The organism is Pseudomonas sp. DCA-1 (assembly GCF_046523955.1).
Taxonomy (GTDB): Bacteria; Pseudomonadota; Gammaproteobacteria; order Pseudomonadales; family Pseudomonadaceae; genus Aquipseudomonas; species Aquipseudomonas putida_Y.
The window spans coordinates 2,622,424-2,634,621 of the sequence record NZ_CP169881.1 but is presented as its reverse complement, the minus strand read 5'-3'; the positions used below and the strand labels follow the sequence as shown (position 1 = coordinate 2,634,621).

13 protein-coding genes are annotated in these 12,198 nt (G+C 59.3%); 9 read left to right on the top strand and 4 right to left on the bottom strand.

The genetic code is table 11. The features are described 5' to 3' along the window. Positions 1-42 precede the first annotated feature (42 nt). Both ACE4QZ_RS12375 and ACE4QZ_RS12370 read left to right on the top strand, forming a co-directional pair. Complete coding sequence (locus tag ACE4QZ_RS12375) at positions 43-621, top strand: TetR/AcrR family transcriptional regulator (protein WP_031322204.1); 579 nt, start codon at positions 43-45, stop codon at positions 619-621. 53 nt (positions 622-674) lie between these two features. Then, on the top strand, positions 675-1,151 hold the full coding sequence (locus ACE4QZ_RS12370; protein ID WP_021782924.1) for a DUF1348 family protein: 477 nt from the start codon (positions 675-677) through the stop codon (positions 1,149-1,151). Positions 1,152-1,357: 206 nt separating this feature from the next. Here ACE4QZ_RS12370 and cynR read toward each other — a convergent pair whose 3' ends face one another. Next, positions 1,358-2,239 carry a transcriptional regulator CynR gene (gene cynR / locus ACE4QZ_RS12365; RefSeq protein ID WP_028697198.1) on the bottom strand — a complete coding sequence of 294 codons (882 nt, stop codon included), beginning with the start codon at positions 2,237-2,239 and terminating at the stop codon, positions 1,358-1,360. Positions 2,240-2,349: 110 nt separating this feature from the next. Between cynR and ACE4QZ_RS12360 the strand changes: the two genes are divergently transcribed. Both ACE4QZ_RS12360 and cynS read left to right on the top strand, forming a co-directional pair. Next, a complete protein-coding gene (locus ACE4QZ_RS12360; RefSeq protein ID WP_028697199.1) occupies positions 2,350-3,009 on the top strand; it encodes a carbonic anhydrase in 660 nt (219 codons plus the stop codon). A 38-nt stretch (positions 3,010-3,047) separates the two neighbouring features. Further along, complete coding sequence (cynS, locus tag ACE4QZ_RS12355) at positions 3,048-3,518, top strand: cyanase (protein WP_021782921.1); 471 nt, start codon at positions 3,048-3,050, stop codon at positions 3,516-3,518. Positions 3,519-3,588: 70 nt separating this feature from the next. On the opposite strand, the gene ACE4QZ_RS12350 is transcribed toward cynS, so the two are convergent. Continuing rightward, on the bottom strand, positions 3,589-4,455 hold the full coding sequence (locus ACE4QZ_RS12350; protein WP_101196010.1) for a DMT family transporter: 867 nt from the start codon (positions 4,453-4,455) through the stop codon (positions 3,589-3,591). 121 nt (positions 4,456-4,576) lie between these two features. Between ACE4QZ_RS12350 and ACE4QZ_RS12345 the strand changes: the two genes are divergently transcribed. Beyond that, a complete protein-coding gene (locus ACE4QZ_RS12345) occupies positions 4,577-5,959 on the top strand; it encodes a PLP-dependent aminotransferase family protein (protein ID WP_021782919.1) in 1,383 nt (460 codons plus the stop codon). A 19-nt stretch (positions 5,960-5,978) separates the two neighbouring features. On the opposite strand, the gene ACE4QZ_RS12340 is transcribed toward ACE4QZ_RS12345, so the two are convergent. Together ACE4QZ_RS12340 and ACE4QZ_RS12335 are read right to left on the bottom strand one after the other, a co-directional pair. Continuing rightward, positions 5,979-7,313 carry an ATP-binding protein gene (locus ACE4QZ_RS12340; protein ID WP_028697200.1) on the bottom strand — a complete coding sequence of 445 codons (1,335 nt, stop codon included), beginning with the start codon at positions 7,311-7,313 and terminating at the stop codon, positions 5,979-5,981. Continuing rightward, positions 7,310-7,969, bottom strand: a complete 660-nt coding sequence (locus ACE4QZ_RS12335; RefSeq protein ID WP_021782917.1) for a response regulator transcription factor — start codon at positions 7,967-7,969, stop codon at positions 7,310-7,312. Before ACE4QZ_RS12335 ends, ACE4QZ_RS12340 begins: the two co-directional genes overlap by 4 nt. A gap of 132 nt (positions 7,970-8,101) precedes the next feature. Between ACE4QZ_RS12335 and ACE4QZ_RS12330 the strand changes: the two genes are divergently transcribed. The 4 genes from ACE4QZ_RS12330 (at position 8,102) to ACE4QZ_RS12315 (ending at position 12,148) form a co-directional block, all read left to right on the top strand. Beyond that, positions 8,102-8,425, top strand: coding sequence for a PepSY domain-containing protein (locus ACE4QZ_RS12330; protein ID WP_101196008.1), 324 nt, complete (start codon positions 8,102-8,104; stop codon positions 8,423-8,425). 91 nt (positions 8,426-8,516) lie between these two features. After that, entirely contained in the window at positions 8,517-8,987 is a 471-nt protein-coding gene (locus ACE4QZ_RS12325; RefSeq protein ID WP_021782915.1) for a DUF2271 domain-containing protein, read from the top strand. Between the two features lie 25 nt (positions 8,988-9,012). Beyond that, positions 9,013-11,193, top strand: a complete 2,181-nt coding sequence (locus ACE4QZ_RS12320) for a PepSY domain-containing protein (protein ID WP_021782914.1) — start codon at positions 9,013-9,015, stop codon at positions 11,191-11,193. After that, positions 11,183-12,148 carry an FAD:protein FMN transferase gene (locus tag ACE4QZ_RS12315; RefSeq protein ID WP_021782913.1) on the top strand — a complete coding sequence of 322 codons (966 nt, stop codon included), beginning with the start codon at positions 11,183-11,185 and terminating at the stop codon, positions 12,146-12,148. The genes ACE4QZ_RS12320 and ACE4QZ_RS12315 overlap by 11 nt, the downstream gene beginning before the upstream one ends. Positions 12,149-12,198 lie beyond the last annotated feature (50 nt).

The following is a 12,198-nucleotide window of genomic DNA, read 5'->3' as shown; positions in this document are numbered from 1 at the left end:
GAGATGCTTGACCAGGGAGAACGATCGTTCTACTCTGACTACATGGATAAGCCAATGACCGACACACGCGAAAAAATCCTGGCGACTGCCGAGAAGCTTATTTACGAAAACGGGATTCATGCCACGGGCATGGACCTCTTGGTAAAGACATCTGGCGTAGCACGTAAAAGTATTTATCGTTATTTTGCGAATAAAGACGACGTAGCCGCAGCGGCACTCAATGCACGCGATATACGCTGGATGAAGTGGTTTAGAAGTGAATGCGAAAAAGCGCAAACGCCAGAAGCGCGCATCCTTGGAATTTTTGATGTACTCAAAAGTTGGTTCGAGTCTGACGGTTTTCGCGGATGTGCGTTCATCAACACAGCCGGAGAGGTTGGTGACGCAGACGATCCTGTTCGGCAGATCGCAAAACTGCATAAACAAAAGCTGCTGGACTACACGCTAGAGCTGACCAGCGCATTACGGATTAACGATCCGGCTGGCTTGGCCAAGCAACTTTTTTTGATGATAGAGGGCACGATAACCGTGGCCCACGTCATGGGTGACTACACCGTTCTCGATAGTGCAAGAGAAATCGCAAAGATATTACTCAAGGACGTACAGCACGCAAGCGTTTGACGTTAAAGCAACACCCACTCAACTTAACCATCCAGAAGATTGGAGGCACCACCATGTCCAACGAACACACTCGTCCGCCACTTCCTCCTTTCACTCGCGAATCGGCGATTGAAAAAGTCCGACTCGCCGAGGATGGTTGGAATACTCGCGAACCCGAAAAGATTGCACTGGCCTATACGCCGAACACCCAATGGCGTAACCGTACCGAGTTTGCAAACAATCGTGAAGAAGCTCAGGAATTCCTCACTCGCAAGTGGAAGAAAGAGCTGGACTACCGCTTGATCAAAGAGCTCTGGGCCTTCACCGACAACCGCATCGCCGTCCGTTACGCCTACGAGTGGCACGACGATTCGGGCAACTGGTTCCGCTCCTACGGCAACGAAAACTGGGAGTTTGAAGCCGATGGCTTGATGCACCGCCGTTTCGCCTGCATCAACGACATGCCCATCAAGGAAAGCGAGCGCAAGTTCCATTGGCCCCTGGGTCGCCGGCCGGATGATCACCCAGGCCTGACTGAACTGGGCCTGTAGGTCCTGCTAAACCTGATTCTTTTACATAGAGGATCAGGTTTTTTTGTTTGCCAGAAGCCCATCTTGCTCAGGCCGTCCTCAACCGCGACCTCAGCCCTGACCGCGCCGAGCGACGGTATCAGTTCCAGCACGAAGACCCATGGCCTCGACGATCACCGGGTTAATCGTAGTAGTGGAGATCGCGTTGTACCTACGCGGCCTCACGCCTAAAGATCGCTGGATACTTCTTTAACCAGTTCGATGAACACGCGCACGGCTGCGCTCAAAAAGGCCTCTTTTCGCCGCATGAGTACGGCCGTTCGCTGCAAGCGTTCTGGCTCCAGCGTGATGGCCACCAGATCGTCATGGGCCAAGGCAATTCTGGCAGGCAATAAAGTCGACAGCGTCGTCCGGCGAATGATTTCAATCACTGCGCCAAGGGCATTGACCTCCATCTGCACTTGCGGGCGAATTTCGTGTTTGCGGAAGTAGCGGTCAATTTGTTCGCGAGTGGCAAACTCTGGGCTGAGCAGAACCATAGACTCAGCACTCAGCGCCTGCGATGCAATGGACCGCTCCTCGGCCAGGCGGTGTCTGCGGCTCACCACTAAAGCGAGGGTTTCGCTCAGTAAGGAAACGGCCTCGATGTCCGGAGAATTTATTTCATCGAACGCAATACCTACGTCCAGTTCTCCCGCCAAAAGCAGCTCCTCGATGCGCTCCTGAGAGATCTCTTTCAGGTTGAGGGTGATGTTTGGATACCGGAAGTGAAACGCCTCGATCAGCGGCCCCACCAGATAGGTCGTGAATGTCGGCGTGACGGCTACGCGCAATGAGCCGCGGCTGAGGTCGCTCACGTCATGGATGGCACTTTTACCTTCCCGCAGTTCCTGCTGAGCACGGCGCGCATAGTGAAGATAGACGTCTCCGGCATCCGTCAAACGTGTTGCGCGGCCTGAGCGGTCGAACAACTGGGCGCCAAGACTTTCTTCCAACTGCCTTACCTGCTGGGAAAGGGCTGGCTGAGATACGTGCAGCGCCGCTGCAGCCTTGGTGAAACTGAGGTGCTCCGCCACCGCAAGAAAGTACTGGATATGTCGAGCGAGCATGGCCTTACCCATAAGATTATCTGATTGTATGCATAATAAATTAGACTTTTACCTTATGTCATGCGCTGCTTAATCTTTGTCTCACACCCAGCGACATCGAGACAGCCACCATGAAAGCGATCATCGACGGTTTTCTGAAATTTCAGCAAAACGCCTTCCCGGAGCGGGTCAAACTGTTCAAGGACCTGGCCACCCAACAAAGCCCAAAGGCACTGTTCATCTCTTGCTCGGACAGCCGGCTGGTGCCTGAACTGGTTACCCAGCGCGAACCAGGCGATCTGTTTGTAATCCGCAACGCCGGCAACATCGTGCCCTCCTATGGCCCGGAACCGGGCGGCGTTTCGGCCTCGGTCGAATACGCGGTGGCTGGCCTCAACGTCGCAGACATCGTGATCTGCGGCCACTCGGACTGCGGCGCGATGACCGCCATTGCCACCTGCAAGTGCCTGGACCACATGCCTGCCGTATCCGGCTGGTTGCGGTACGCAGACTCGGCCAAGGTGGTCAACGAAGCCCGTCAGCACCCGGACGAGCCGAGCAAAGTCGCTGCCATGGTGCGCGAAAACGTCATCGCGCAGCTGGCCAACATCCAGACCCACCCATCCGTGCGTCTGGCGCTCGAAGAAGGCCGCGTGACCCTGCATGGCTGGATTTATGACATCGAGACCGGATGCATCGACGCCTTTGATGGCAGTACCGGGACCTTCGTGTCTCTCGCAGCAAACCCGGAAGTCCACGCCGTTTCCCAGCAAGCCAGGCACGTTGCCTGAAACCTTACCTGTACCTTTGCCTACCCAGGAGATTCACCATGATCCAGACTCAAGCTACCCGCACTGCTCGCCAGGAACTGACCGAGACCATCATTTTGGCCAAGGCCCGCAAAGACCTCTCCTTCGCCGAAATAGTTGACGGCACCGGCCTGTCCGAAGCTTTCGTTACAGCAGCACTGCTCGGCCAGCATCCGCTGCCTGAAAGCGCCGCGAAGGTCGTAGGCGAGAAACTCGGCCTCGATGCTGATCAAGTCGCGCTGCTGCAATCGATGCCTATCCGCGGCAGCTTCTTCGACGGCGTGCCGAGCGACCCGACCATCTACCGTTTCTACGAAATGATGTCGGTATACGGCACCACCCTCAAAGCACTGGTGCACGAGAAGTTCGGCGATGGCATCATCAGCGCCATCAACTTCAAGCTGGACATCAAGAAAGTCGAAGACCCGGACGGTGGCCACCGCGCTGTGATCACCCTGGACGGCAAGTACCTGCCTACCAAGCCTTTCTGATGCAATTCAGCCCGGCGTCAGACGGCGCCGGGCTACATCCAACCTTGTTTGACAGGGAATGACGCTGTACTTAGGCATATTTCTTAGCCCCGTAAACGCAGATGACAGCACCCAGCGTCACGAGCAGCATCGTCCAGCTGACATGCTCGTGCAGAAGCAACGCTGCCAGCCCAAGCCCCATGAAGGGCTGAAACAGTTGCAGTTGGCCCACAGCCGCAATCCCCCCCTGGACGAGCCCTCGGTACCAGAACACAAACCCGATCAGCATGCTGAACAGTGAAACGTAGCCAAAGCTGAGCCACGCAGGGGCACTTACCCTGGCAAAGTCATCAGGGGCTGGAAGATTGACCACCGTCAGCAGCAGCATGAACGGTAACGCTACCAGCAATGCCCAGCTGATCACCTGCCATCCCCCCAATGTCCGCGACAGGCGCGCGCCTTCGGCATAACCCAACCCACAGACCGCAACCGCAGCCAACATCAGCAGATCGCCCACCGCCGATGCCTCACCTCCGTTCATCAAGGCATAGCCAGCGACCAACCCGGCACCTGTCAACGAGAACAGCCAGAACAATGGCCGAGGTCGTTCACCGCCCCGCAGAACGGCAAAGCCTGCGGTACACAATGGCAGGAGCCCGACAAAGACAATGGAGTGAGCAGAACTGATGTGCTGAAGGGCAAATGCGGTCAGTAGCGGGAAACCGATAACAACGCCGAGCGCTGTTACGGCCAAGGGCGACAAGTCCTCCCGTTTGGGTCGAGGCTGGCGTAGCACGATCAGAAAAAGCGCGCCCAGCATGGCGGCAATGGTTGCCCGGGCACAGGTGAGGAACGTCGGTTCGAAGTCGGCCACTGCCACTCGGGTTGCCGGCAACGAACCCGCAAAGATGGCGACGCCTATGAAGCCGTTGATCCACCCGCTTGCTGATTTTTCCATCGGTAAGTCCTCGATAAGCCAAGGCTCAGTACATCACCGACAGGCTCACCCAGGCCATGTACAATCCAATACACTTCAACCAAACTGTTATGCATATGACTCCAGCACAGTTGAGGGTGCGATGAAACGGGACGGAACGCGAATTCGAGCTGTCATGGGTGAAATCCAGTCGCGGATCGCCTCTCGAACCTACACACCAGGCGCGAGAATTCCCTCGGTCCGCGCTATGGCGCAGACCATGCAAGTGTCGGTTTCTACGGTTCTTGAGGCCTATGAAAGGTTGATGGCAGAGGGTGTACTCAATTCTCGCCCTGGCTCCGGCTTTTACGTAGCCGGACCAGTGGCGCCCTTGGTACTCACCGAACTAGGCCCCAGGCTTGATCGTGAAGTGGACCCGCTGTGGATCTCCCGCCAGTCGCTTGAAACCGCTAGCGATGCGTTGAAACCGGGGTGCGGGTGGCTACCTCCCTCCTGGATGTTCGAAGCGGGCTTGCGGAAAGCGCTTCGAACCGTTGCCCGTTCTGACACGCTGAAACTGACTGAGTACGCCTCACCGCTTGGGCATCTGCCACTCAGGCAATTCTTGTCACGAAGGCTGACAGGCATCGGGATCGAAGCCCCTCTCGAGCAGATCATGCTCACGGAGTCCGGCACCCACGCCATCGACCTGATCTGCCGTTTTCTGCTGGAACCGGGGGACACCGTGCTGGTCGACGATCCCTGCTATTTCAATTTTCACGCACTGCTCAAAGCGCACAGGGTCAACATCGTAGGCGTACCCTATACGGCAACGGGCCCGGACATCGATGCTTTTGGCGCTGCCCTGCTAGCGCATGCTCCCCGGTTGTACATAACAAATGCAGGCATCCATAACCCAACCGGCGCCACCCTGTCTCCGGTCACGGCGCACAGGCTGCTGAAGCTGGCCGACAACTCCAGCCTGGTGATTGTAGAGGACGACATCTTCGGGGATTTCGAGAATGCACCAGCGCCACGGCTGTCTGCCTTCGATGGTCTCTCTCGTGTCATCCAGATAGGCAGTTTTTCCAAAACCATCTCCGCGTCGATTCGATGCGGCTACATCGCGGCTCGCAGTGACTGGATCCAGAGCCTGGTCGATCTCAAGATTGCGACTACATTCGGGGGTGGCCGCCTGGCCGCGGACATCATCCATCTGGCGATTACCGATAGCGGGTACCGCAAACACATGGAAAGCGTTCGCCTCAGGCTGGCCGAGGCCATGGAGAGAACGGTAGCGAAACTAAGGGCCGTTGGTATCAAGCCCTGGATAACGCCCCAGTCAGGCATGTATGTCTGGTGCCAACTCCCTCAAGGCACGGATGCAGCCACGCTGGCCCGGGCTTGCTTGAATGAAGGTGTAGTGCTGGCGCCCGGAAATGCGTTTAGCCAGTCCATGACTGCGGGTGATTTCATCCGTTTCAACGTTGCCCAATCGGCTGATGCCAGGATTTACGAAGTGTTGAAACGAGTGCTGAGCGCCTGATAGCGAGCCCCATGGACTTTCATGATGGGGCAAGCGGTAACCAGATGCAGACCTCAAACCCATCCTGTCGACCTGTTGCCGGGGAGACCAATTTCATCCGCGCGTTTACCCCCTGCACGATGGTTTTGGCAATCGCCAAGCCCAGCCCCGAACCACTGATCTCACTGTGACCACGCACAAAACGCTCGGTCAGGTGTTCTAATACAGGCTGCGGCACTGCCGGGCCACTATTGACTACCCGCAGCTGTGCCTGCTCGGTGAGGCTGACTTCGACCGGCTGGTCCGTTGCACCATACTTCAGCGCATTCTCAATCAGGTTGCGCAGCAGGATGCCAAAGGCGTCCGGGTCAATGATCGAATACACGCTGGTCTGGCTTGGCAACCGCAACTCGATGCGCTGCCCGCTGCGTTGGTTCCACTCGTCCACGCCATGGGCAAGCAACGGGATCAGGTCTTGTGGCGTTTCGGACAACAGCCCGCCGCCCTCGGCTTTGGCCAACTGCATGAGCTTTTCTGAAAGCCTTGAAAGCTCATGCAACGCGTGTTCGATCTTCTGTGCACGTACTCGCAGCGGCCCCTCCGGCGCTTCGTGGTGTAACCGCTGGATCTGCGCCAGGGTCGAGGCCAATGGTGTGCGTAGTTCGTGGGCGCTGTTGGCGGTAAAGCTGCGCTCGGCCTCAAGGGCGTTGCGTAAGCGCTCCAGCAGGTGATTGACCGCCTCAGCCAACGGATCGATTTCTGCAGGCAGGTGCTCCACCTTGATCGGAGACAGGTCACCCACACCGCGCGCTTCAATGGCACGACGGTAAGCCAGCACGCTGCGCAGGCTGAAACGCACCAATAACCAGGTACCCACCAGGCTGACAGGAATCAACACCATGAGGGGCAACAACAACGCAAACAAGGCCTCCCGCGCGGCTTCACGACGATGACCAAGCGGTTCGGCCACCTCGATGAACAGCGTCTGACGCAATGCGCTAGCGCCATACAATCGGTACTTTTCAGAAGTGGAGAAGCCTTCAGTTGGTTGTCGGTTGAAAATCTGCGGGTTGGCGTCGTGAGATTGCATCAGAATCTTGCCCTTGGCATCGCGCACCAGGTAAGTCAGGTATTCCTTGTGCATCTTCAGTGTCGCGACGTGTTGTGCTGTCCGGGATTCTTCCCGGTTGCTGATTTCCAGCACGGCCAAGGGCAGAATGCGTTGTGCAGTTTCTTCCAACGCGCTATCGAACGCTTCGTTCAACTCATGCCGCACCACTAGCCAGGCACCCACTGTCGCCACCAGCCAGAGTAAAGTCATACCAAGCGTCAGCCCTAGACCGAGACGTATTTGCAGGCTCGAAGAAGGCTTCATGCGGACATTAACCGATAGCCCATGCCTCGCACGGTTTCGATCAGCTCGCGTCCGAGTTTTTTACGCAGACGGCTGATGTATACCTCGATGGTATTGCTCTCGATTTCGGCGCCAAAAGCATACAGCCGCTCTTCGAGCTGCGACTTGGACAGTAGCGCGCCGGGGCGTTGCACAAACGCCTCGAACAGCGCCCACTCCCGCGCCGTGAGGTCCACCGTGGCACTGCCCCGTTGCACCGTGCGGGCACTCATGTCGACCTGCAAATCACCGAGTTTGATCTGTGGATTGGGATTGCCGCTATAACGCCGCCCCACCGCTGCCACGCGGGCCGAGAGTTCAAACAGGTCGAACGGTTTGACCAGGTAGTCATCGGCACCGGCGTTGAGGCCGGCGATACGATCGGAAATCTGATCCTGGGCGGTCAGGATAATCACCGGGGTCACGTCTCCTGCCGAGCGTTGTTGACGCAGAAAATCCAACCCGCGCCCGTCCGGGAGCATCAGGTCCAGCAAGATCAAGTCGTAAGGCGTGCTGCGGACGCTGTTGCGCGCGTGGTCCAAGCGCTGTACCCAATCGACGGCGTGGCCATCATCGGCAATCTGCTCGCGCACCGCTTCACCCAGGCCAGGAGCGTCCTCGACCAGTAGAACCCGCATCTGACACCTCCTGTGATGGTTGTCTTGCAGCACCTTAATCGCCTTGCCTGACGTGAATCTGAAAATTCAGCTGGCTGTCAGGAAGGCCCTTTAGGTTATGCCACAGACGCCGCCCTCGACAGGAGACAAGTCATGAAATCAGGTTTTATTGCCAATGCCACGCTGATGGGCTTGCTGCTCAGCGGTTACGCCCTGGCCGGTGACGACTGCAGCGACCCGGTCAGCGACTGGCAACCTCGCGAAACCCTGCGTCAGCAGGTAGAGCGGCAATACGGTTGGCGCGTGCAGCGCATCAAGGTCGACGATGGCTGTTACGAACTCAAGGGCCAGGACCGCAAAGGCAATGACATCGAAGCCAGCTACTCCCCGGCATCGCTGCACCTGAGGACACTCGAGGTCCATTTCCGCAATGACGGCGACGCCAGGGACTATCTCGGCAGCCCGCTCGCCGAATGACAACTCACCTGTCTATGAATTTTCCTGCCGTTCAGGTTGCTGTCAGCCGGCAGGTCCAGGCTCTCGACCTAACGATCAAGAGGACACGCTCATGAAAAAGATCATCGCAGCAACCTGCCTCATCGGCGCCATTACCCTGCCGGCGCTGGCCCAGGCCCGTGAAGTGACCTTGACCACGCAGCTCAAGGACTACAGCGGCAATGATGCCTACCTGGCGATCTACGTCACCGACGCCAATGGCCAGTACCAGAAAACCCTCTGGGTGGCCGGCAAGAAGGCCAAATATTACAAGCACCTGGCCGACTGGGCCCGTGGCAGCGGGATGAACCCGAGCGAGTTCGACGGGGTCAGCGGCGCCAGCGTCGGCAGTGGGCGCACGCTGAAAGTCAGCGTAGAACTGGCGGACACCCTGATTGATGCCGGGTATCAGATCCGCATCGACAGCGCCGTCGAGGACAAACGCGACGCCCGCGGCGATGTCAGCGTGCCGCTGACATCCAAGGGTGCAGGCAAGCCCGCGACCGGCAGTGGCTACGTCGACTCCTTTACTTACGATCTGTAGCACCCGCCACCTCCGGAGGCTGAACATGCTTCGTCAGTTCCATTCCCTTCCTGGCCTGATCGCCGCCCTGTTGGTCATGGTATTGGCCATCAGCGGCGCGATCCTGTCTGTCGAGCCGGCGCTGGAACGTCTGCACAATACGTCCACTTCTGCCGGGCAACTCAACGTCGGCCAACTTGCCGGGCGCGTTGCCAGCCACTTTACGGGGGTGGAGCAGATCCAGCGCTCAGCGTCCGGCACGGTGATCGTCTACTACAACCAGAACGGCAAGGCCGGGGCGGAGAAGGTCGACCCACTGACCGGCCAAGGGCTCGCCCCTTACGAGCCATCCGCGTTCACCCGCTGGGTGAAAGACCTGCACCGCTCGCTGTTCCTTGGCACGCCGGGCCATGGCGTATCGGGTGTTGGTGCCCTGCTCATGCTGGCGCTGTCAGTGTCCGGCGCGCTATTGCTGGCCCGACGCCTGGGTGGCTGGCGCAACCTGCTGCGGCCGCTGCGGGGCACTTTCAGCCAGCGCTGGCATGCTGAAGTCGGGCGACTGGCCTTGCTCGGGCTGTTGTTGTCGGCACTGAGCGGGGCCTACATGTCCGCCACCACGTTTGGTTTTATCGCCGACGGCAGTCAAGGTGAACCCGCCTTCCCTGCGCACGTCAGCGCCGGTCCGGCCTTGCCGGTGGCGAAGCTGCAGGCCTTGCAGGCCACCGACTTGAACGACTTGCGCGAGCTGGTCTACCCGAGCCCCGGCAACCCCCGCGATGTGTATTCCCTGCGCACAGCACAGGGCGACGGCTACGTGGATCAGGCCAGCGGCGCCTTGCTGTCCTATCAAGCCCACGACCCGATGCTCAACCTCTATGAATTGGTCTACCAGTTGCACACTGGCGAAGGCCTCTGGTGGCTGGGCCTGTTGCTCGGGCTCTGCGCCCTCTGCGTGCCGTTGATGAGCGTGACCGGCGTTCTATTATGGTGGCGCCGCCGCAAGGCTGGCCCGAGCCTCCGCCACAACAGCCCTGCGCATGCCGCCGACAGCGTGATTCTGGTGGGCAGTGAAAACAACAGCACCTGGGGTTTTGCCAAAACCTTGCATGACGCCTTGCACCAGAGCGGCCATCAGGTGCACAGCGCGGCGATGAACGACTGGTTGGGCGATTACCGTAGTGCCCAACGGGTGTTCATCCTCACCGCGACCCACGGTGACGGCGATGCGCCGGCCTCGGCTTCGCAGTTCCTGGCGCGGCTGGCCAAAACCGGCATCAAGCCCGGCCTACCCTTTGCGGTGCTGGGCCTGGGCGACCGCCAGTTTGCGCAGTTCTGTCAGTACGCCCATCAAGTGCAGGACGCCATGTTGCAGGCCGGTGGCTCGCCATTGCTGGGGCTGGAAACCGTCAACCGCCAGTCCCCTCAGGAGTTTGCGCGCTGGGGCCACGCGTTGGGCGACGTGTTGGGGCACGCGCTGGCGCTGGTTCATACCCCGCAGCGGCCGCGTACCCATTCACTAGAGCTGACAGAGCGGATTGCCTATGGCGAACAGGTAAATGCACCGACCCATGTCCTGCGCTTCAAAGCGCGCGGCGGACTGCCGAGCTTTCTGGCCGGCGACCTGGTCGGGATTCTGCCCCCGGGCAGCCCAATCCCGCGCTTCTACTCGCTGGCCAGCGGTTCCCAGGACGGCGTGCTCGAGATCTGTGTGCGTAAACACAACGGGGGCATGTGCTCGGAGTTTCTTCACGGCCTGGACATTGGCGCGCAGATTGACGCCTTCATTCAGCCCAACCCGCAATTTCGTCCGGCATCGGGCACGCACCCGGTAATCCTGATCGGCGCCGGTACCGGTATCGGTCCTTTGGCCGGCTTTATCCGCAACAACAAGGCCCGACACCCGATGCACTTGTATTGGGGCGGGCGCAACCCGGCCTCGGACTTTCTCTACGAACCGGAACTCAACCAATTCTTGTCGGACCGCCGCCTTACGCAATTGCACGCCGCCTTTTCTCAGGTCCCGGAGCGCAGCTACGTACAAGACCGGCTGATCAGTGATGCCCTCGCCTTGCGCCGGCTGATTGAAAAAGGTGCCCAAGTGCTGGTGTGTGGCAGTCGCGAAATGGCCAAAGGCGTAATGCAGGCCCTGGATGAAGTCTTGGCGCCCCTCAACCTCAGCGTGCTGACCCTCAAGGCACAAGGACGCTACCGTGAAGATGTCTACTGAGTTGCAGCGTTACAGCCTGAACGGCGAAACCATGGGCACCCGCTACACCGCCCTGTTTTATGCCGGGGCCGGGCTTGATACCGACGAAATTGGCCAGCAACTTGCCCGCGCCGTGGCCCGGGTGGACCAGCAAATGTCCACCTGGAAACCCGACTCGGACCTTAACCGCCTCAATGCCGCCCCCGAGCAGCAATGGGTGTCGGTACCCAACGAACTGACCACGGTGCTGTCTGCTGCATTGCGCGTCAGCCGGCAAACCGGCGGCGCCTTCGACATCGCTGTTGGTGACCTGGTGAACGCGTGGGGCTTCGGCCCAGCGGCGCGGCAGGTCACAGCGCAGGGAATCGGCACAATTGCGCCGCGCACCTGGCTGTCAGCCGACGCCGCATTGGAGGTTGAGCCACAACGCAATCAGGTACGCAAGCGCGCGCCGGCGAACCTTGACTTGAGTGGGATTGCCAAAGGTTTTGGCGTGGATGAACTGGCCCGTTGCCTGGAAGGGTCAGGTATCACTCGCTACCTGGTCGGTATCGATGGCGAAATGCGCGCCCGGGGCGTCAAACCTGACGGACAATGCTGGGTCGTGGCCCTGGAAAAGCCCAAAAGGGGCGTGCGTGAGGTCATGGGTGTGATGGAACTTAGCGATACCTCAATCGCGACCTCCGGCGACTACCGACAGTGGGTCGACGTGGCCGGTCAGTCCTATGCTCACACCATGAACCCGGCCACCGGCGCGCCACTGCGCAACTCGCTCGCCGCCGTCACCGTGGTGGCGGCCTCGTGCATGCTCGCCGATGCCTGGGCCACGGCGCTGATGGTCCTGGGCGAAACCGAAGGCCCTCGTCTGGCTCAGGAGCGCGGGATGGACGCGCTGTTCGTGCTGCGCGAGGGCGAACAGTTCAAAGAAATATCCATTGTCGGCGGACAGTTGCAGGCGCAAATTGAAACCCGCTGACGCCGGCTGCAAGTCACTTGAACCGTCTGATGACAGGGAGCCCCGTTAAA

What these genes read in the sequence shown, in the direction of transcription:
- ACE4QZ_RS12375 (WP_031322204.1), top strand. Translation starts at nt 43, where the DNA reads ATGGATAAGCCAATGACCGACACACGCGAAAAAATCCTGGCGACTGCC.
- ACE4QZ_RS12370 (WP_021782924.1), top strand. Translation starts at nt 675, where the DNA reads ATGTCCAACGAACACACTCGTCCGCCACTTCCTCCTTTCACTCGCGAA.
- cynR (WP_028697198.1), bottom strand. Translation starts at nt 2,239, where the DNA reads ATGCTCGCTCGACATATCCAGTACTTTCTTGCGGTGGCGGAGCACCTC.
- ACE4QZ_RS12360 (WP_028697199.1), top strand. Translation starts at nt 2,350, where the DNA reads ATGAAAGCGATCATCGACGGTTTTCTGAAATTTCAGCAAAACGCCTTC.
- cynS (WP_021782921.1), top strand. Translation starts at nt 3,048, where the DNA reads ATGATCCAGACTCAAGCTACCCGCACTGCTCGCCAGGAACTGACCGAG.
- ACE4QZ_RS12350 (WP_101196010.1), bottom strand. Translation starts at nt 4,455, where the DNA reads ATGGAAAAATCAGCAAGCGGGTGGATCAACGGCTTCATAGGCGTCGCC.
- ACE4QZ_RS12345 (WP_021782919.1), top strand. Translation starts at nt 4,577, where the DNA reads ATGAAACGGGACGGAACGCGAATTCGAGCTGTCATGGGTGAAATCCAG.
- ACE4QZ_RS12340 (WP_028697200.1), bottom strand. Translation starts at nt 7,313, where the DNA reads ATGAAGCCTTCTTCGAGCCTGCAAATACGTCTCGGTCTAGGGCTGACG.
- ACE4QZ_RS12335 (WP_021782917.1), bottom strand. Translation starts at nt 7,969, where the DNA reads ATGCGGGTTCTACTGGTCGAGGACGCTCCTGGCCTGGGTGAAGCGGTG.
- ACE4QZ_RS12330 (WP_101196008.1), top strand. Translation starts at nt 8,102, where the DNA reads ATGAAATCAGGTTTTATTGCCAATGCCACGCTGATGGGCTTGCTGCTC.
- ACE4QZ_RS12325 (WP_021782915.1), top strand. Translation starts at nt 8,517, where the DNA reads ATGAAAAAGATCATCGCAGCAACCTGCCTCATCGGCGCCATTACCCTG.
- ACE4QZ_RS12320 (WP_021782914.1), top strand. Translation starts at nt 9,013, where the DNA reads ATGCTTCGTCAGTTCCATTCCCTTCCTGGCCTGATCGCCGCCCTGTTG.
- ACE4QZ_RS12315 (WP_021782913.1), top strand. Translation starts at nt 11,183, where the DNA reads ATGTCTACTGAGTTGCAGCGTTACAGCCTGAACGGCGAAACCATGGGC.